Origin of the sequence: Desulfoluna spongiiphila, assembly GCF_900101345.1 — a bacterium.
Classification (GTDB): Bacteria; Desulfobacterota; Desulfobacteria; order Desulfobacterales; family Desulfolunaceae; genus Desulfoluna; species Desulfoluna spongiiphila.
The window spans coordinates 177,717-196,597 of the sequence record NZ_FMUX01000005.1 but is presented as its reverse complement, the minus strand read 5'-3'; the positions used below and the strand labels follow the sequence as shown (position 1 = coordinate 196,597).

At 57.7% G+C, this 18,881-nt stretch carries 19 protein-coding genes and 1 riboswitch; of the genes, 6 read left to right on the top strand and 13 right to left on the bottom strand.

Annotated features, from left to right (window positions below; translation table 11 throughout):
- Positions 1–239 precede the first annotated feature (239 nt).
- On the bottom strand, positions 240–1,268 hold the full coding sequence (locus BLQ12_RS09120; RefSeq protein ID WP_092210336.1) for a dihydroorotate dehydrogenase-like protein: 1,029 nt from the start codon (positions 1,266–1,268) through the stop codon (positions 240–242).
- Positions 1,269–1,834: 566 nt separating this feature from the next.
- Here BLQ12_RS09120 and BLQ12_RS09115 point away from each other — a divergent pair.
- The 3 genes from BLQ12_RS09115 (at position 1,835) to thiE (ending at position 5,721) form a co-directional block, all read left to right on the top strand.
- The gene (locus BLQ12_RS09115) at positions 1,835–3,559 is read left to right on the top strand and encodes an alkaline phosphatase family protein (RefSeq protein WP_175469602.1); all 1,725 of its coding nucleotides are present in this window, start codon (positions 1,835–1,837) and stop codon (positions 3,557–3,559) included.
- Between the two features lie 507 nt (positions 3,560–4,066).
- Positions 4,067–4,158, top strand: a riboswitch (TPP riboswitch).
- Between the two features lie 79 nt (positions 4,159–4,237).
- On the top strand, positions 4,238–5,086 hold the full coding sequence (gene thiM, locus BLQ12_RS09110; RefSeq protein WP_092210334.1) for a hydroxyethylthiazole kinase: 849 nt from the start codon (positions 4,238–4,240) through the stop codon (positions 5,084–5,086).
- Entirely contained in the window at positions 5,083–5,721 is a 639-nt protein-coding gene (gene thiE / locus BLQ12_RS09105) for a thiamine phosphate synthase (protein ID WP_092210333.1), read from the top strand. The genes thiM and thiE overlap by 4 nt, the downstream gene beginning before the upstream one ends.
- Positions 5,722–5,839: 118 nt before the next feature.
- Here the strand turns inward: thiE and BLQ12_RS09100 are convergent, their stop codons facing one another.
- The 4 genes from BLQ12_RS09100 to BLQ12_RS09085 form a co-directional block, all read right to left on the bottom strand.
- Entirely contained in the window at positions 5,840–6,505 is a 666-nt protein-coding gene (locus BLQ12_RS09100; protein WP_175469601.1) for a M15 family metallopeptidase, read from the bottom strand.
- Positions 6,483–7,475, bottom strand: a complete 993-nt coding sequence (locus tag BLQ12_RS09095) for a C45 family autoproteolytic acyltransferase/hydrolase (protein WP_092210331.1) — start codon at positions 7,473–7,475, stop codon at positions 6,483–6,485. The genes BLQ12_RS09100 and BLQ12_RS09095 overlap by 23 nt, the downstream gene beginning before the upstream one ends.
- Before the next feature lie 226 nt (positions 7,476–7,701).
- Complete coding sequence (locus tag BLQ12_RS09090; protein ID WP_092210330.1) at positions 7,702–8,985, bottom strand: sigma-54 interaction domain-containing protein; 1,284 nt, start codon at positions 8,983–8,985, stop codon at positions 7,702–7,704.
- Between the two features lie 42 nt (positions 8,986–9,027).
- Positions 9,028–9,282 (bottom strand): hypothetical protein, encoded by a 255-nt coding sequence (locus tag BLQ12_RS09085; RefSeq protein WP_092210329.1) that lies wholly within the window; start codon positions 9,280–9,282, stop codon positions 9,028–9,030.
- A 194-nt stretch (positions 9,283–9,476) separates the two neighbouring features.
- Between BLQ12_RS09085 and BLQ12_RS09080 the strand changes: the two genes are divergently transcribed.
- Complete coding sequence (locus tag BLQ12_RS09080; protein WP_092210328.1) at positions 9,477–11,279, top strand: acyl-CoA dehydrogenase family protein; 1,803 nt, start codon at positions 9,477–9,479, stop codon at positions 11,277–11,279.
- 499 nt (positions 11,280–11,778) lie between these two features.
- Positions 11,779–12,522: an enoyl-CoA hydratase/isomerase family protein gene (locus tag BLQ12_RS09075; protein WP_092210327.1), complete on the top strand. Its 744-nt coding sequence runs from the start codon at positions 11,779–11,781 to the stop codon at positions 12,520–12,522.
- Positions 12,523–12,850: 328 nt separating this feature from the next.
- On the opposite strand, the gene BLQ12_RS09070 is transcribed toward BLQ12_RS09075, so the two are convergent.
- The 8 genes from BLQ12_RS09070 to BLQ12_RS09035 form a co-directional block, all read right to left on the bottom strand.
- Positions 12,851–13,147, bottom strand: a complete 297-nt coding sequence (locus BLQ12_RS09070; protein WP_092210326.1) for a hypothetical protein — start codon at positions 13,145–13,147, stop codon at positions 12,851–12,853.
- A gap of 373 nt (positions 13,148–13,520) precedes the next feature.
- The gene (locus BLQ12_RS09065; RefSeq protein ID WP_092210325.1) at positions 13,521–13,889 is read right to left on the bottom strand and encodes a (2Fe-2S) ferredoxin domain-containing protein; all 369 of its coding nucleotides are present in this window, start codon (positions 13,887–13,889) and stop codon (positions 13,521–13,523) included.
- Positions 13,890–14,031: 142 nt separating this feature from the next.
- A complete protein-coding gene (locus tag BLQ12_RS09060; RefSeq protein WP_092210324.1) occupies positions 14,032–14,574 on the bottom strand; it encodes an ATP-binding protein in 543 nt (180 codons plus the stop codon).
- Positions 14,571–15,341 carry a PHP domain-containing protein gene (locus BLQ12_RS09055; protein WP_092210323.1) on the bottom strand — a complete coding sequence of 257 codons (771 nt, stop codon included), beginning with the start codon at positions 15,339–15,341 and terminating at the stop codon, positions 14,571–14,573. Before BLQ12_RS09055 ends, BLQ12_RS09060 begins: the two co-directional genes overlap by 4 nt.
- A complete protein-coding gene (locus BLQ12_RS09050; protein ID WP_092210322.1) occupies positions 15,338–15,679 on the bottom strand; it encodes a DRTGG domain-containing protein in 342 nt (113 codons plus the stop codon). Before BLQ12_RS09050 ends, BLQ12_RS09055 begins: the two co-directional genes overlap by 4 nt.
- On the bottom strand, positions 15,657–17,033 hold the full coding sequence (locus BLQ12_RS09045) for a [Fe-Fe] hydrogenase large subunit C-terminal domain-containing protein (RefSeq protein WP_092210321.1): 1,377 nt from the start codon (positions 17,031–17,033) through the stop codon (positions 15,657–15,659). The genes BLQ12_RS09050 and BLQ12_RS09045 overlap by 23 nt, the downstream gene beginning before the upstream one ends.
- Positions 17,030–17,461: an ATP-binding protein gene (locus tag BLQ12_RS09040; protein WP_092210320.1), complete on the bottom strand. Its 432-nt coding sequence runs from the start codon at positions 17,459–17,461 to the stop codon at positions 17,030–17,032. The genes BLQ12_RS09045 and BLQ12_RS09040 overlap by 4 nt, the downstream gene beginning before the upstream one ends.
- Before the next feature lie 119 nt (positions 17,462–17,580).
- The gene (locus BLQ12_RS09035) at positions 17,581–17,934 is read right to left on the bottom strand and encodes a DRTGG domain-containing protein (RefSeq protein ID WP_092210319.1); all 354 of its coding nucleotides are present in this window, start codon (positions 17,932–17,934) and stop codon (positions 17,581–17,583) included.
- Positions 17,935–18,385: 451 nt separating this feature from the next.
- Between BLQ12_RS09035 and BLQ12_RS09030 the strand changes: the two genes are divergently transcribed.
- Complete coding sequence (locus BLQ12_RS09030; protein WP_092210318.1) at positions 18,386–18,880, top strand: NADH-quinone oxidoreductase subunit NuoE family protein; 495 nt, start codon at positions 18,386–18,388, stop codon at positions 18,878–18,880.
- Position 18,881: the final 1 nt, after the last annotated feature.

Genomic DNA, 18,881 nt, shown 5'->3' with positions numbered 1-18,881 from the left:
AAATGGCGTATGCCAAACAATGCACGGGGGTCAAGGAAAAAGTCCCCTGATTTTGGAAGGTTCATGCAACCACAGGAAATCTGTAGCAATCGCACATCCCGCATGGTCACAGATCAGTCAGGCAACCGATCTTTCCTCAATTTCCCCCGTGTTCAGCCCTTTTGGCAGATAGAATCCCCAACCACACACCGATGCCCGCCAGGCTGGCGGCATCGCTATTGTATGTTTTGTACCGACCCTTACCTCACGGTCAGCCGTTTCTTATCCGCGTAGTACTTCATAAACTGGGCCCGCTCGTAGACCGATGGGTCGCTGCTCTTCTCCTGGGAAAGCCGCCCTCTAAAATCGGCGATGGTTTGTATCCCTTTGCTGCCCATCCACGTCTCCAGCTCCTCGATCATCACCCCCAGGTGCTTGACCCCGTTTTTGTAGAGGGTCGATACCACCTGCACCACGTCGGCTCCGGCCAGGATCTGCTTGACCACCCCTTCGCCGTCGTGGACACCCGTGGAGGCCACCAGGGAGCAATCCACCTTTTCGGCCATGATGGCGATCCAGCGAAGGGACAGGGCCATCTCCGAGGGCGTGCTGAACAGATAAGAGGGAACCACTTCGACCTTTTTAATGTCCACCCCGGGGCTGAAAAACCGATTGAAGAGCACCAGACCGTGAACCCCCGTGCGGGAGAGTTTCTGGATCATCGGCCCGAGATCGGTAAAATAGTGGGAGATCTTGAGTACCACCGGAATGGTCACGACCCCCAGGATTTTTTCTATGATCTTAAAGTAGAGTTCCTCTTTGTCCTTGCGACCCTGGCTGAACTGGGTTGGGGGGAAAAACATGTTGAGTTCAAGGGCATCGGCTCCGGCTCTCTCCAGCTCCCGGGCAAAGGCGATCCACTCCAGGGAGTCTGAATAGCAGTTGATGCTGGCAATGACGGGAATGTCCACGGCCGCCTTGGACTCACGGATCAAGGTGGTGTACCTGTTCAGGTTGTCTTCACGCACCTTGTACCCGTAAAACTCAATGGGATTTTTTCGACCATCGTAGTCAAAATACTTAACCGAGGCATCCGCGGCCTTGGTGTCCCGAATCACCTTGTCGCTTTCAAGGTTGATCTCTTCCTGAAAAAGGGATTTCAGCACCACGGCCCCTGCACCGTTTTCTGCAAGGCGCCTGACCCCTTCCACGGTGCCGGACAATCCGGAACTGCCCACGATAATAGGGTTCTTGATCGACATTCCCAGATACGAGGTGGACGTATCCATGCATCATCTCCTTGGTTGGTGGTGATCGAACAGGAGCCGTCCCTTCCCGAAGGCCAAGGGCACGTCCGGAAAAAACGGCACATGCACAGGAAAAAGCGCCGTAATGAGGCGTCGATGAAGGAGCATGTATGTTGCCCCGGGGGGGATATCTGTGCGCGCCCGCCTGAAGGGAAACACTGGCGAGACATAAGAAGGAGTAAACATGGGCACGCGATGCCAGGGAGGCCACACCCGAAAGGTACCGCCAAAATCCCTGTGGTTGAACAGAGTTACATCTTACCCGAGGACAACCTGAGAATCAAGTTGCGGTGAGAAACCTACCTCAAAAGATGCCGATGCCCTCCATGAAAGCGCTGTCACCCGGTATCACGGCCCTGCCCGCAATGCATTGACAGAACAGGATGCCTTTGCTAAAAAAATACACCCATCACAACACACAACAATGTTTCTCTCACTAACCACAAACACCGCCACATGTTTCGTTTCCCGGGCACCACGGCATGCCACAGACACCTCGGCTCTTTGACCCATCACCAGACCCCGCCACCCAAGAAAAGGACACCCCCATGAAAGCAAACCGACTCATTTTTTGGATGTTCCCGCTCCTGATGCTTGTCTTGATCACTGGGGCCGATGCAAAAACGGCCAAGGGGAAACCCGCCCTTGTCCTCCAGATCACCATCGACCAGATGCGCGGCGATTTTCCCATGCGATACAAAGACCGCCTGGGCAAGGGGGGCCTGCAATACCTGATGCAGCAGGGAACCCATTACACCAACGCCCACTTCCGCCATGCCGACACCGAGACACCCGTGGGCCATGCCGCCCTGTTCACCGGCACGTACCCGGCCCACAACGGCATTGTCGCCGGAAACTGGTTTGACAAGGACAAAGGACGCGTCATTTACAATTGCGAGGATGATCGCTACCCGCTCATCGGAAAAAAACCTGCCCAAGGCGAGGGCCGTGCCCCCACGAACATACTGTCCTCCACCATCGGCGATGAGCTCATGCTCTCCAACAACAGCCGATCCAGGATGTTCAGCGTCTCCATCAAAGACCGGGGCGCCATCCTCCCGGGGGGCCACACCGGCAAAGCCTTCTGGTATTCCAAAGGCGACGGCTCCTTTGTCAGCAGCAGCTATTACTACAAAACATACCCCGACTGGGTTACAAAGTGGAACGGAGAAAAACACGCCGACACATACAAGGACAAAGCCTGGGAGCTCCTGCACGATCCATCCACCTACGTCTTCGGAAAGGATGACGACCGCCCCTTTGAAGTGGACATGTTCGGACTGGGAACGACCTTCCCGCACCCGGTCAAGGGGAACGCCCCGCACTTCTATGCCTCCCTCATCGCCACCCCCTTCGGGGATGAGCTGACCGCAGACTTTGCAAAGACCCTCATCAAAGAAGAAAAACTGGGCAAGGGCCCCCACACCGACTTTCTGGCCGTCAGTTTCTCGGTCACCGATTACATCGGCCACCTGTTCGGTCCATCCAGCCTGGAGGTAGAAGACAACATCCTTCGGGTCGACAAGTTGCTTGCCGACCTGTTCCGCTATGTGGACGAGCAGGTCGGCCTGGACCGGACGCTCATCATTCTCTCTTCCGACCACGGCATGTGCGAAGCACCAGAATACATGGCAAGCTTGGGCTTTGAGGTGGGCCGCCTCACCTCTGCGACCATCGTCAAGGACACCTTGGCAAAGGCACTGAAAAAGCGATTGAACGTTCCAGAAACGGTCATCCGGCTTTACGAACACCCGTACGTCTATCTCAACGAAGACGAGATCGGAAAAACCGAGTACAGCGTTGCCCGGGTAGAAGCGACACTTGCAGAAGAAATCACCCGCATCCCGGGGATCATCGGGGCCCTGACCCGCACCGACCTGCTCAAAGGGGCCGTTGCCCCCACCCGCACCAACATGACGATCTTAAACAATTTCCATGGGAAACGCTCCGGCAACATCCATGTGATCGCAGACCAGTTCTGGTACTTTTACTACGAAATGGACACCACCACGGACATTGCCGCCATCCACTGCTCGCCCTGGACCTACGACACCTATGTCCCCCTCTTTTTCGCAGGCTACGGCATCCCGGCCCAGCGCATCGCCCGGCCCGTTACCCCGTACGATATCGCCCCGACCCTTGCAAGCCTCCTTGATATCAAACCCCCGTCGGGCTCCGTGGGCACCCCCCTGGACGAGGTGCTGCACCAGAATGCCTCCGGGGAAAACTGGGTCACGGCAAGCCGCACCGCGTTGCCCTCGGCTGCAAAATGATCCAATTGTATAGGGGGGGCCCAAAAGGCTCAGGGAAAAAACAAAAAGAAGCCTCCGGCGGCAAGGTGTGCCACCTTGAAAGCAGGTTGCGAATGCGCTTTCCCCTTCGTTCCTCAGGGGAAATCACATTCGCCTTTGATTCAGATTGAACTGAATCTGTTTTTAAAAACTTATCAAAAGTTTGGCCGGCGGAGACATCTTTAACCGGACTGTCTCCGCCGGCAAAGTGGGGGTACCTTGAAATCCTATGGCAAATGCATTGAGGCAGCCATTATGCGATCGTTCTCGGGGCATTCGCGTGATGTGTGGCATATGCCATCCGTTTATGCAGGAGAGGCCCATTTCATTCTTATAGAAACACGATGAAGGGCATATGGGATTCGCTTGGCTTTAACCGGAATAACTTCGGCGGCAAGGGGGGAAGCCGTGATGAAGGGCGAATGAGTTGACAACCGGGCCGGACCAACCTATATGAACAGGCATCACACGATGCGGCCCTCAAAAAAGCCGCACACGCAGGGGTGGCTTAAGGCCTGAGATCATACCCGTCGAACCTGATCCGGATCATACCGGCGAAGGGAATTGCGAAAAGCGTCGATCTTTTTTTTGAGGGAAGCATCCCTCCTTTCAAGCCCTCCTCAGCCGTTTTTCAACCCATCGTATTTAAGGATTAGCATTGTGAATGACCTTGCCCTAAAAGCAGCTGAGAATCTGTCACGAATCAGGGAATCCAACCCCCTTGTCCACAACATCACCAATTACGTGGTGATGAACTACACGGCCAATGCCCTTCTCTCCTTAGGGGCCTCACCGGTAATGGCCCATGCGGAAAACGAGGTGGAGGAGATGGTCTCCTTTGCAGGCGCCCTGGTTCTCAACATCGGCACCCTGAGCGATCCCTGGATCCGGGCGATGATCACGGCCGGTGCCAGGGCCCGTGCCATGGGAACGCCCGTTATCTTAGACCCCGTGGGCTCCGGTGCCACCACCTTGCGGACCCGCACCGCCACCCGCATCATCCGGGAGGCCGGCGTTACCCTCATCCGGGGTAACGCCTCAGAGATCCTCTCCCTGCAACAGGAAGGCTCCGGAACCCGCGGCGTGGATGCCGTGGATACCGTTGCAGATGCCGCCAACATGGCCTCAGATCTTGCAACGGAGCTGGGCGTCACCATCGCCATCACCGGCCCGGAGGACATCGTCACCGACGGCACCCGCACGGCACGGATCCTGGGCGGTCACCCCCTCATGGCTAAGGTCACGGGCACGGGCTGCACGGCCACGGCCATTGCCGGTGCCTTTGCGGCCGTGGACCCCGATCCCTTCACCGCCGCCTGCTCCGCCCTGGCCTTTTTCGGGCTGGCCGGGCAACGGGCAGGAGAACAGGCCTCGGCCCCCGGAAGCTTTATGATCGCACTCCTCGACGCCTTGTACACCCTCACCCCCGAGGAACTCAAAAGCGAATGCCACATCGACGTCCTGCCCCCGGCCGAAACTGCCGGAGAGACAGGGAAGCTGTCCCGATGAACCGCCCCGTGGACTACTCCCTCTACCTGGTAACGGACCGGGGCCTGGCAAAGGAACGAAGCATCCTTGAAATCGTCAAGAAGGCCGTCTCCGGCGGGGTGACCTGCGTCCAGCTCCGGGAAAAGGCCTGTTCCACCCGGGAGTTCATCGACCAGGCCCGCGCGCTAAAGGCATGGCTGGATCAAAAAGGGGTTCCCCTGATCATCAACGACAGGGTGGATGTGGCCCTTGCCGTGGGCGCCTCCGGGATCCACCTCGGGCAGAGCGACATGCACATCCGCGATGCCAGATGCCTTCTTCCTGAGGGAAGCCTTATCGGTATCTCTGCGGAATCCCAGGAAGATGCCCTCGCAGCAGAAAGGGACGGGGGGGACTACATCGGCATCAGCCCCGTGTTTGCCACCCCCACCAAGACGGACACCGCCCCGCCCTTGGGCCTTGAAGGGGTAAGGCGGATGCGTAAAGCCATACGGATTCCCCTGGTCGGCATCGGAGGCATCGGCCTGTCAAACGGTGCTGGCGTCATGACGGCAGGGGCCGATGGCATCGCCGTGGTCTCAGCCATTGTCGCCGCAGATGATCCGAAAAAGGCCGCAAGGGCCCTCAAAAAAGCAATTGAAAAAAACGGAACGTGAGGGGAGCCACCTCAGGAGGGGTCGAATGCGATTTCCCCTGAGGAACGAAGGGCAAAGCGCAGTCGCTACCTGCTTTCGAGGTGGCACACCTTGCCGCCGGAGGCTCTTTTATTATGCCTTACTCTATGATGTGATACCTGGCCCGTGCTTCCGCCTTGGGCATGCCGTTGAAATGCCACCATTCAAAGGCAAGGGGTAAAAAACCCGCGCCCGCCATGACATCGGCGAGGAGTTTTCGATTGTTGCGCTGCGCCGGGGAAAGGGTGCGTCCGAGCTTTTTCATGGCGAACATGGCGCAGAGTTGGAGCCTGCTCTTCCGAAACGGGGTAAAGCCCATGTCCAGCTCGTTGCCGCGGCCGTCCACGATGGTAATATCCACGGCAATGCCGTAGTTGTGCATGGAGCCCCGGGCAGGGTTTGCCACGAATTTTTCGAACCGCGTCCCCTTCATTTTGTCGTACATCAACCGTGACACGCTCCTTGGACGCGCCGCATCAAGGATAAGCAGGGAGTACTCCGGGTGACGCGCCTTCAGCCCTTTCTGGGCTTTGGAAAGCTTGACGGCAACCTCTTTTCTCAGGTACGCCGCCTTGAGGCCGGCATAGAAATCTTCCCGGAAATAATTTTTGCCGGCATCGGAATTCACCAGATCCACCTGAATCGTCTCGTCAATACGATGCACGTCCACAAGCCCTGCCCGGATGAATTTATTTTCAACCTCATTTGCATACGCAACGCCTGCAACCAGAAGCATCACCATGCTAAAAAGCACATATCTTCTCAAAACGAACATCCTCCCTGTACCGGCACCTTGAGGGGTTCCCTTCTGCCCGGTACACCTTCCTGTTGGCCGGATCATAGACTGACGACCACACCGTATCAAACGCAAGGGCTTTTTCGTATTGGCACATGAACCCCCGCTTTCCGCCCAGAAGCCCTTTGACATTGTCGACGCTTACGGCACGGGAGCCATCACCCACGGCATCGGAGGCCGTCTTGTACCGTGCGTAGGATTGGTAGAGGTCCTTCGTCTCTTCACAGGGAGCCATCTCTTCGGACACAAAATGATTGGTGGCAACGGCCACCTCCCCGCGATGGACCCGCATCTTTTGCGGACTGCACTCCACATGCGCCATGTCGTCCCTGTCCGCCAGGATCAGGTGGTATGCGCCGCCCATGGGAATCTCCTCAAGGGCTTTCAGGCCCTCGGCCACGGTGGCGCATCGTTCCAGGATATAACGAACGAAAAACATGGAATTGAAACCGGCTTTCAGCTCGCTGCCCCACACATACGTCATGCCCGCGGCCAGCCCTTTTTCGTTGATGCCGTCTTCGGCGCCCACAAAGGCCGATGAGTTGGCGATAAAGGCATACCCACCCGACGGCGCGTACAAGGCGCTGCTGCTCATTTTTCGAAATACCGGGGGAAGATCGTTGTTCCTCCCGAACACGACGCGGCCCTCTCTTTTGCAGGCGATCATGGAGCATCCCTGAACCTCCAGGCAAACACTGATGCACAGGAGCCACGCTGAAAAGGTCTCATAGGAAACGCCCAGGCCATCTGCCAGGCCCCGCATCTCTTCGCACGCACCCGGGAAAAACTTTCTGACGATGTTTTCGGACGCCATGCCGTAGCCACGCTGGACCTCGTCAAGTTCTGTCATACCGAAAAGTGCAATGCCGTTTTTTTTCAGAAGCCCGCCGAATCTGAGCCCCATGCCGTAGTGATCGCCTTTGAACCTGGGATGATACATGATGCCTTACTCCTTTTAAGGTGCAACCCATGGGAAACATCCGATAGATGTGTCTCCCGACATGCGGCTACGATAGGCATCAACACCCCGTGTGTCTTTTCAATTGTTGCGATCTCATTTGCAATTCTTGCGATCTTTCCGCGTACTCATTCCGTTATCTGTCCTCGGGCGGTGCAGGCCACGCGCAGCCCCATGATACCAAGGGCCAGAAACCAGAATTCCCCTATCACCTATGACCTGTCTTATCTAATACCTGTTTTACCCCCACCCCCAGTTTCTTCATCCGGCTCCTCAGGGTGGACGGGTTCATCCCAAGGAGCTCTGCGGCCCCTCCCGGGCCTTCCACCTTGCACCCGGCCAGGGACAATGCGGCCCGGATGTGATCCGTCACCGCCTGGTCCATGGAGGGGAAGCCTTCGGCGGTAGCCCCGGACACGGCACTGTCCGAAGCCGCCCCGGGCTCCCAGAGGAGGTTGTCAAAGGAGAGGTGGCGTCCCCTGCCGATGATGAGGGCTCGTTCGATGACATTCTGGAGTTCCCGGATGTTGCCGGGCCAGTCGTAGGCGGTGAGCTGGCGCACGGCCGAATCGGTGACCTCGGGGGGAGGCTCCATGTTCAGTTCCCGCGACTTTCGGCCCACGAAATACGAGGCCAGGGCAGAAATATCCTGCATCCTGGCCCTCAGGGGCGGCACCCGGATGGGAAAAACGTTGAGTCGGAACCAGAGATCCTCACGGAAGCGCTTCTCTTTGACCATGGCAAAAAGGTCCCGGTTGGTGGCCACCACCACGCGCACATCAACGGACACAGGCCAGCTGCCCCCCACCCGATTGAACTCCAGGGTCTGAAGCACCCTCAGCAGCTTGACCTGGGCAGCCGGGGGGAGTTCCCCGATCTCATCCAGAAAAATGGTGCCCCCATCGGCCTGCTCGAAATAGCCTCGTTTCAGGCGGGTGGCTCCGGTGAATGCCCCTTTCTCGTGGCCAAAAAGCTCGCTGTCCAAAAGGCCTTCGGCAATGGCACCGCAGTTCACGCGGATCATGGGGCCCTTGCTCCGCCCGGAAGCCCTGTGGATGGCATTGGCCACCACCTCTTTTCCGGTACCGGTCTCTCCAAGGATCAGGACAGGACTGTCCAGGGTCGCCACCTGATGGATCATGGCCGACACCTCCCTGAGCCCGGAATCGGTGCCGATGATCCGACCGTCACCGTCATGGCCCAGGCGATGCTCCAGCTGCTTTTTTTCGGAGGAGAGGCGCTCGTTCTCGCACACCAGGTCCCGGTGGTGCAGAAGGTTCAGCACCGCACCGATCAAGGGGCGCCGGATGAGGTTTATCCAGTTGAGGTGTGAGGCCCCGTAGGCGTGGTCTCCACCCACAACCATCCCAAACCCTCCCACCAGGGGCGGAACGATATCAAAGCCCATGGTCATGACGGAAAAATCATTTTTCCTCGAATACAGCGGCTTTTCCACATGACCGAGGAAATGGGCGTGGATACTCTTGAGCATCGGGCTCTCCGAACTCTCCAGAATCCGGACGTCCCCGTGGGCCTAGTCCCGGATCTCTTTGAAATGGTCCCAGGAGAGCTGAATCCTCTCGTCAATGAGGGTCCCGCGCTTCACCGTGGCTTCGGCAAGGTACCGCAAGGTCTGGGCGGAGGTGTCCAGCACAAACACGTGGACCAGATCCAGGGGCAAATACTCTTTGAGTAAAAGGAGGGTTTCATGCAGCGATTTTTCGATCTCAAGGCTGCTGTAAAGGCACTGGGTGATATCCCGAATCAGTCTGCTCTCGTCCTGTGTCATGGGCGCTCCCGCGAAATACAGTGGATGTTCTACATACCAAAGAAAAGGACTACTACATATCGCGGATATTCACCAGACGGAATCACACTGTGCCCCAAAACAGGAGCTCTTGAAACTGGCATACAAGTTGCTCTTCACGACCATGCCGCCGGAGTTCTACCGGAGAAAATCAACCCAAGACACAGAGGCTCATCATGGCAGACAAATTCATGAGTATGCGCAACCTGAAATTCACCCTCCACGAGGTTGTGGGCACGGAGTCCCTTCCCCCGGGCTCCCCCGTCAACGGACACTCCCGCAAATCCATGGACATGGTCCTGGATGCCGCCTTTGATTTTGCCAAAAAGGCCCTGCATCCCATCTTCGAAGAGATGGACCGAAACCCGCCTGAGCTGATAAACGGCACCGTTGCCGTGCACAAAGATGTGCGATCCATCCTCGCCACCCTGGGAAAAGACGGCTGGATTTCTGCCATTTTCCCCGAAGAGTGGGGCGGGGACAACATGCCGCCAAGCCTGCTGCATGCGGTCTGCTTTGTGTTCGCCTCGGCCAACTATTCGGCGTCTGTGTACTCCGGGCTCACCACGGGCGCGGCAAATCTTATCTTCACCTTTGGCTCGGAGGACTTACACAAACAATTTCTCCTCCCCATGCTGGAGGGACGATGGCAGGGCACCATGGCCCTCACCGAACCTGAAGCAGGGACCTCCCTGGGCGACCTCACCACCGCCGCCACCCCGCAGGCAGACGGCACCTACCGCATCAAGGGAGAAAAAATTTTCATCTCCGCGGGGGACCATGACGGGGTGGACAACGTGGTGCACCTCATGCTGGCCCGCATCGACGGTGCCCCGGCGGGCGTCAAGGGGATCTCCCTGTTTGCCGTGCCCAAGCTGAGGAAAAACGGCAAGGACGAGCTCGTGTCAAACGATGTCACCGTCACCCAGGTCTTCCACAAAATGGGATACCGGGGGGCGCCCATCACCGCCCTCTCCCTGGGCGACAAGGACGACTGCACGGGGCACCTCGTGGGCGAACCCAACCGGGGCCTCTCCTATATGTTCCAGATGATGAACGGAGCCCGGCTGGAGGTTGGCATAGGGGCCACGGCCATTGCCACGGCGGCCTACCATGCCTCCCTCGACTACGCCAAAAACCGCAGACAGGGCCGCCGCCTCACCGACGGCCCCGGGGGAGCGCCCATCCCCATCATCGAACACCAAGATGTCAAACGCATGCTCCTGTTCCAGCGTGCCGTCTCCGAAGGGGCCCTCTCCCTCATCCTTCAATGCAGCCGGTACGAGGACCGCATGCACTCTGCACCCGATGAAGAACAAGCCGACTGCAAACTCCTTCTGGAGCTCCTCACCCCCGTGGCCAAGACCTTCCCCGCTGAAATGGGCATCCTCTCCACCAGCGCAAGCATCCAGTGCTTCGGAGGGTACGGGTACTGCGAAGATTTCCCCGTGGAGCAGCACTTCAGGGACATGCGGATCCACGCCATCCACGAAGGGACCACGGGCATCCAAGGCATGGACCTTCTTGGCAGAAAGGTGGTGATGAATAACGGCAAGGCCCTTCAGCTTCTCGACCGGGAGATGGAGAGCACCATGGAAAAGGCCAAGGGCCACCCTGAGCTCCGGGCGATGACCAAAGCCCTGGCCGAGGCCAGAGACACTCTGGCCGCCACCACCATGACCCTGGGGAACGTGGCCATGGAAAAAGGTCCGGAGGCCTTCCTTGCCAACGCCACCCTCTACCTTGAGCTCTTCGGCCTTGTGACCGTCGCCTGGCAATGGCTGGCCCAGATGGCGGTCGCCTCCGAAAAACTCGCCGCGCAAACCATCCGGAAGTCAGACCGCGCCTTCTACGAAGGAAAGCTGGCTGTGGGACGCTACTATTTCAGCCACGAACTCCCGAAAATCGGGCCGCTGTCGGTGACCCTGGCCCAGCCGCCCCTGAGCCTTCAAACCGAGGTGGATTGTTTTACGGACTAAAAAAGAAGGCCTTCTATGGTTAACGTTCGGATGAATCGCAGGATCAAGAGGACTCAGTAAAAACAATGCCTCCGGCGGCGAGGTGTGCCACCTCGAAAGCTGGTTGCGAATGCGCTTTTCCCTTCGTTCCTCAGGGAAAATCACATTCGCTATTGATTCAGATTAAGCCGAATCTGTTTTTAAAACCTGTTTATTAAGCTTTTTGTAACTATTCAGTTTGCCTCCGGCGGGTCGCTTTTTTGAAAAAAAAGCTCCGCAAAAAACTTTTCTAATGTGAAAAAATGGAAATTATTTCGGCGGAGCCTGGGAAGGCTTGCTTAAGACCTGTTTGTCAAACTTTTTAAAAGTTTGGCCCCCGGCAGGGCCGCCGGAGGCATCTTTAACTTGGCTGCCTCCGGCGGCAAGGTGAGCCACCTTGAAAGCTGGTTGCGAATGCGCTTTGACCCTGTGAGCCTGGTTTTTCTCGATGTATCAAACGACCCCAGAAAGGAGAGCCCCCATGAAGCCATTTATCTATAGAAAAGAAGGACGCATCGGCCGCCTTACCCTGAACAGGCCGGACAAATACAACGCCTTTGACCTGGAGATGGTCCTGGCCTTTGAGGCCTTTTTAGCGGAACGCCGATACGATGAGGAGACCACGGCCATCATCATCGACGGAGGAGAGTCCAGGGGTTTTTGCGCGGGCCTCGACACCGCGGCCTACGCCCCGGAAATCTTCAAGATGAGCCCTGTCAAAGCCTACGACGCCCAGGCCCGCATGAGCCGGTTGTTCCTTGCCATGCGCCGCATCCCCCAGCCCATCATCACCTGCGTTCACGGGGCGGCCGCGGGCATCGGCTTTTCCCTGGCCATGGCCTCGGACATCCGGATACTCTGTGAAAATGCCCGGTTCTCAGCAGCCTACATCAACATCGGCCTGGGCGGGGCGGACATGGCCTCAAGCTATTTCCTGCCCCGGCTCATCGGGGCAGGAAGGGCCTATGAGTACCTTCTCACCGGCAACTGGATGGACGCCACCACCGCCCTTTCCCTGGGTTTTGCCTCCCGGGTGGTCCCCAAAGAGTCCATGATAGATACCGCCATGGAGCTGGCCACCATCATGGGTGAGAAAAATCCCATGGGGATCCGCATGACCAAAGAGGCCATCAATGCAAACCTCGATTGCGCCGGCCTTGAGGCAGCCCTGCAGATGGAAGACAGAAACCAGATGATGATCGCCTTTACCTACAAGATGAAATAGGGAAAAGAAGGCCATAGAAAACAGGTGGTAGGTCATAGGTGATAGAGTCGCTGCGCTCCATCGTACAGATAAAGGGTCACCAGCGGTGTTCTCATACCATCCTTGAAGAGCTGATGAACCGCACAGCCTGAATGTTTTTGGGCGCAGCCGCCCAGGCAGGCCGAATGGGCTTTAAGTTTATGGAACGGATCTGGAACACTGGCACATTGAAAAACCAAAGAAGAATTCTGACGATGGGGGAAAGGGGTGGGGCGACCATTGAAAGGGTCATTTTCAATGGTCGGCAGGGGGTCGCTGCCAGGTCAACAGCCTGGTGGATTGCGGTCCCTTATGACTGGGTGAGCTGCTTCCAGGCCTTGTGATACCCGGCCACATGGGCAAGTTCCTCATCCCCCAGGCGGTTGAACCTCTGAAGATCCATGTGGTCCTTCAGGTCGGCGATCATGACGGCCGTGGCCAGGGGGTTGGACTGGACCCGGGAAATGAAATTCTCGTCGCTTTCCCCTTCCACCCGGCTGAGGCACTCCACGGCCCCCACCACATGGGAGGGAATCCCTGCCTCCATCAGGCCCTTTGACGTATATGTCGACCCTTCAACCACCTGATGAAGAAGGGCTGCGGCCATTTCATCCTCCGTGGTCATCCTCGCCATGACCCGAAGGGGATGAAGAATGGAGGCCCTCCGGCCTGATCCTGCCGACCGCTGTATGCGGTCAGTGCAATGGCCAGTGATTTTTCAATGATATTCATCGCGTCCGTTTCTCCTCTTGTCTTGCCCGGCACCTTGTTTGTCTCCTCCGGGTTGAGTCCAAAGGCACGTCCCCGTCAATCATATATCGCATCATCTCACACAAGGGACAGGCAGCACCATGGAAAATCTTTGTTCAGACACCCAAAAAAAGGCGACAGGGGCCCACTCGGCCCTGCCGCCTTAATGACGGGTCTTCCAAAACTGCTGCGCAAGACCTCCGGCTGCCGCAGGCACCCATGCCCTGGGGCTACATGGTCGCCATGGCGAAATCGGGCTGCACCTCCCCCAGAATAACGTGGCGCTTGAACACCTGGCGCATCTTGTTGGCATCCATAAACTGATACGCCACAGGGGGCTCGCCGTCGATCTCCACGGTCACATTGGGCTCGCTGCTGCACATGCCCAGGCAGCCCGCGGCCATCACGCGAATATCGCTGCGATCCGCAGCTTCCATCTCTTCCATCAGAGCGTCCATGACGGCCCGGGCACCGGATGCGATGCCGCAGGTCCCCATGTGAACGGTCACAAGCACCCTGGCCTTTCCCTCACGGAGTGAAATATCTTTGGCTACCTTTTCTTTAAGTGCTTTGAGATCTGCCACAGAGAGCTTTGCCATATCAACGTCTCCTTCCCATCGGATAATCGGGGGTTATAGATAAGTCAGGTTATTTGGGACATAGGTCATAGAATATAGGTCATGGGTGATGGGGCCACATGGTGGACGTGCCCGTTTTTTTCCATCACCTATCACCTATCTTCTACGTCCTGATCTTTTCCAACTCTTCTTCGATGCCCGCTTTCAGGTGCCTGAGCACGGCGGGCTCGCTTAAGGGAACCCCTTCGAGTTCCTGTCGGATCTTTCGGGTGTCAAACTCAAATTCACGCCCATTGTACAGATGGCAATAGAGAAAATCCACCTCCGGGTACCCTGCCATGAGCACCTCCATGGTCATGGCCATATCCCCCAAAGGGGCCCGATCGATATGGTCATGCAAAAAAGAGCAGAAGACCCGGGAGCCTTTTCCTTCTTCGGATGTAAAGGAAAACCCACCGCCACACCGTTCGGCAGCCGCCTTCAGGAGCGAAAGCCCCATGCCCACACGACGGGTGGTGCGGGAGGTGAAAAAGGGATCCGCCACCTTGGCCTGCTGTTCCGGTGACAGGCCTTTGCCGTTGTCTGAGATGGTGAGGGAAAGCACATTGCGATCCACCGCTTCATCCACGATGAGCGTAATAAGGTCTGCCTCTGCGGCGATGCCGTTTTCCACCACGTCCAGGATATGCAGGGAAATTTCCTTCACGCCGTCCTCCTCGAAGAGCCGGAGGCGATGTTCTCCCCATACCCCGCAACGCCACGGCCGCCCTCGCCGCGAAGGGCCATGGCCAGTTCGGCAAACACCGGCGCGTCCATGTCAAACAGGGTGGTCCAGCGCCCCACATCCTCGGGGAAATGAGCATCCGAGGCGGTGATCACCGGGAACCCGGCGGCATGGGACAAGGGAAAGTCTCCGTGGATGCCGGCCAGGGTCACCTCCACGGCATCGGGGACAAGATCCGGCGGCATAAAGCCAAGCTGGGAAATCACGGAAAAGCTGGGGCGATCAATATGGGCACAGATCACAAGCCCTCCCGTGTGCCGCACCGCCGCCACCACCTCGTTCACCCCCTGGTCCAGGGCGCCGATGAGAAAATCGGTGCACTCTGCCGTAAACTGGCCGTCGGCATCGGCTTCGATCTGGTACCCGAACACCTCCGGGGTGTTGCTCCCCGCCAGGTGGGCATCTATGTACCCCTGAAAGTCTCGGGCCGCCGTCAGGGTTTCAAAGAGCGCCACCACATGAATCTCTTCGGCCGTACAGAGCTCGCACCCGGGAAGGACACAAAGGGCACACCCTTCGGCGGCCTGCATCACGGCAGCACAGTTGCCCGTGCTGTTGTGGTCACAAACGGCGATGAGGTCGAGACCGGCCCCAAGGGCCATCTCCACCACCCGTCTGGGGTCCATGGAGAGATCCCCGCAGGGCGACAGGCAGGTGTGGATATGCAGGTCGGCGGTAAGGCGCTTCATGGGCAGCCGAGCCCCTCGCCGTAGAGTTGACCGGCCAGCTCATAGGCATTGCCCTTCCAGGTGAGAAGTGGAATGCCTTCGGCTTCTGCCTTGGCGCAGGTCTCTTTGTCGGGGCGGTTCCCCGAGGCGATGACCACCGCCGCAAACTCGCGGAGAACGGCCACGGCCACGATATTCTGGTGCCCCTGCACGGTAATCCAGACCGAGGCCTGGCCCGCATGGGCAATCACTTCACTTAAAAGATCTCCGCAGTACCCGAACCGGACTTCCCGGTCCAGCCCTGTTTCTCCGGCTTCCACTTCCAGGCCGTATCGTTCAACCAAGTCCCTGACACGCATGCCCGCACTCCTTGCTGTTGATAAATGTCATCACCTGTTCCCCGGACAGCCCCCTGGCCCGAAGGAGCAGGCAGGCTTCCACGGGGGCCTCTCCACGCACCACGTCCTCGGCAAAGGTGCGACAGTCCGGGGCACCGCAGGCGGCGCAGTCCCGGCCGTTGATCAGCTGGATCAGCCCGTCGATTTTTCGCATCTCTTCAATGGTAAAGGGGGTGCTTGCAAACCCATCGCCTTCAAAGCCGCCCTGCTCCGCCCGCTTGGAAAAAAACCACTCTTTTTCGTAAAGCCGGTTGATGCGATCCCGGTTGAGGCGCTTGCCCGTGCCCAGAAGGGTGATCATCCGCTGGCTGGCACTCTTTGCAAGGTACTTGTCGATGGCCGTCAGGGCCCCGCCGAGGCACCCTTCGGTGCAGGCACGAAGCTCGATATACTCCGTATCGCGGAAGAGTCCCATCTCGATTTTCTCAAGCATGCTCACCGTTTCGTCAAGACCGGAAACGGACAGGGATTTTTCAATATCGGAGGCAACGGTTTCTCCGCCGCTCATGCCCCAGAGAAGGCCGTCCCCTGAGGTGCACTGCTCAAATTCGTAGCTGGCAAAGGCCATGGGGATGGCCTCGATGTTTCGCACATGCTCCACCTCCTTGGCCAACCGGGAATAGATATCACAAATACCCATAGCGTATGGGCCGCCATTGGTAAAGCTCTGATCCGGCGTAGAGGGGTTGTCCCCTTTTTTGGTGGGACAGGGGTTGATGTAGACCATGCTGATAAAGCCCTCGTTGACCCCGTAGTGCTTGCTCAGGATGCGGGTCACCTTCTTGGCCATGAGAGCCACGGGCCGCTTGATGGGGTGAATGTGGGGAATAAGGCTCGGGAACCGGGTCTGGATCAATCGCAGCACCACGGGGCAGACGGGCGAAATCAGGGGCCAGGGGGCCTCTTGGGTCCGGCGGTTCTGGCGGATAAACTCTTCCGTGGCAAACTGGAACATCTCAAAAAAATAGGACATGTCCACGGTATGATGGAATCCCAGGCGCTTGAGGCCTTTTAAGATGTCTTTGGGGAGGACGCCGGGAAACTGGGCGTAAAGAATGGGAGTCACCAGGGCCACAGAGATGCGGCTCTTTTTCAGTTGGGACAGCTCGGTGGTGGCGGCACGCACGACGCCCATGGGGCAGATGCGCAGACAGTTGCCGCACCCGATGCACGCCTCCTGCTTGTGTACGACCTTGCCTTTCCGAACGCGCAGGGCCTTGGTGGGGCACCCCCTGACGCACCGCGTGCACCCGTCGCACAACGCCGTATCGAAGCTGACGTAGCAGCCGGCCCCGTCATGTTCGATGTGCATCATCCCCCTCCGCCGACGGTGAACCGCATGGTCACCGCCGTACCCTGTCCCGGGGAAGAGTCCACCACAAGGTCATCGGAGTTCCGCCTCATGTTGGGCAGCCCCATACCTGCGCCGAATCCCATCTCACGATACTCGTCACTGGCCGTGGAGTATCCCTCCTGCATGGCCAGCTCGGTGTTCTCGATCCCCGGCCCCGAATCTTCCACATCCAGCCGGATTTCCTGGGGAGAGATCACCACCGACAACACCCCGTCGCCCCCGTGCATCACCAGGTTCATCTCCGCCTCGTAGCCGCAGATGGAGACCCGCCTGACCAGCTCCGGGCGAAAATTCAGAGACTTCAACGTGTTCTTCACATGAATGGACGCTTCGCCGGCGTGGTTAAAATCCCCATGCCGCACCGGATAGGTCCGCCTGAGTCGATCCATAGTTGCACAACTCCAAAAAAGCCTTCATCTATGACACACACCCTGGAACCACGTGCAGGGACAAGGCGGGCAGCCCGTTCTGAAACAGGCCCTGTGCCTTGCCCCCTGGTACCGGTGATCTACCGCTCCCCGTTGTGACCCGCCATGCCGCTGGAGTAAAGCCTGCCACAGGCCACGAACATGGAAAGGCTGGTCATCATCAAGGGAATTTCCTCTTTGCGAGCAAGGGCAACCACGTCCCCAGATGGCTGCTTGCCACGGACAAACACAAGCCCGCCCACACCGGAGACCGCAGCGGTGCGCACCGCCTGCAAGGTGGGAAGACCCGTCAGCACAACGCCCCCATCGGCAAAATAGGCCAGGATGTCGCTCATGAGGTCGCTGCCTCTGCAGATCTCAAACTCCCTGTCCAGATGCTGCTCTCCTGCAAGCAGCTTGGCATCCAGCACATTGACGATATCAGCAAGTTTCATCTTTCGACCCCGGTTGATCTGTCGTGGCGGCCACCCCGATAAACCGGGATGTCCACATTAAACGCCGTTCTACCCTGAAACGGATGTCAAGGTCAAACCGGCACAGAGGAAAAAATCCCCCCTGGCATGATCATCGAATCGGTCACAAATAGAGCGAAAAAAAAGACGGTTAGATGCAGCAAATCCTGAAGAATGACCTTTCATGCTATATTTCATTGACCTACCACTGTCAATGGAAAGTAATTACCTGGAAGGTATTCAATTTCTAATGCCAATTCGAATTTTCCCTTGCATTCTCCCCGGCAAGCAATTATTCATCTTTAATGATACATAATCAATGACACCGAATGCCCTAAACAGCGTTCATGTCATAAACCACAGTCACGATACGACAACCCTACTAAATCACACGTAATCGAAGAGCACGGTTCTTCGGCTTGGAGACTTGCCCATGGCTATGGATCACCATCCCGAGCATCCGGATATCACCGCTGAGATGTGGCCCCGCATCGACACCATCATTGATGAAAACAGCGCCGTTCCCGGTTCGCTCATCACTGTCCTGCGCCTTTGTCAGGATACCGTCGGCTACCTTCCCCCCATCCTTCTTGATTACATCGCCCAGGGCCTGGGACTGGCGTCAAGCCAGGTCTTCGGTGTGGCAACCTTTTACTCACTTTTCTCTCTGAAGCCCAAAGGACGAAACATCATCAAGGCCTGCACCGGCACGGCCTGTTATGTCAAGGGCATCAAAGAGGTCATGAACCACATCGGCAACAAATACGGCCTGTCCGAAGGCGAGACCATGGAGGACCGCCGCTTCACCCTGGAGGGCGTCCGCTGCCTGGGTGCCTGCGGCCTGGCCCCGGTCATGATCGTCAATGAGGACATACACGGCAACGTCGATCCCAAAGATGTCACGGGCATCCTGGAGGAATACCAGTAAA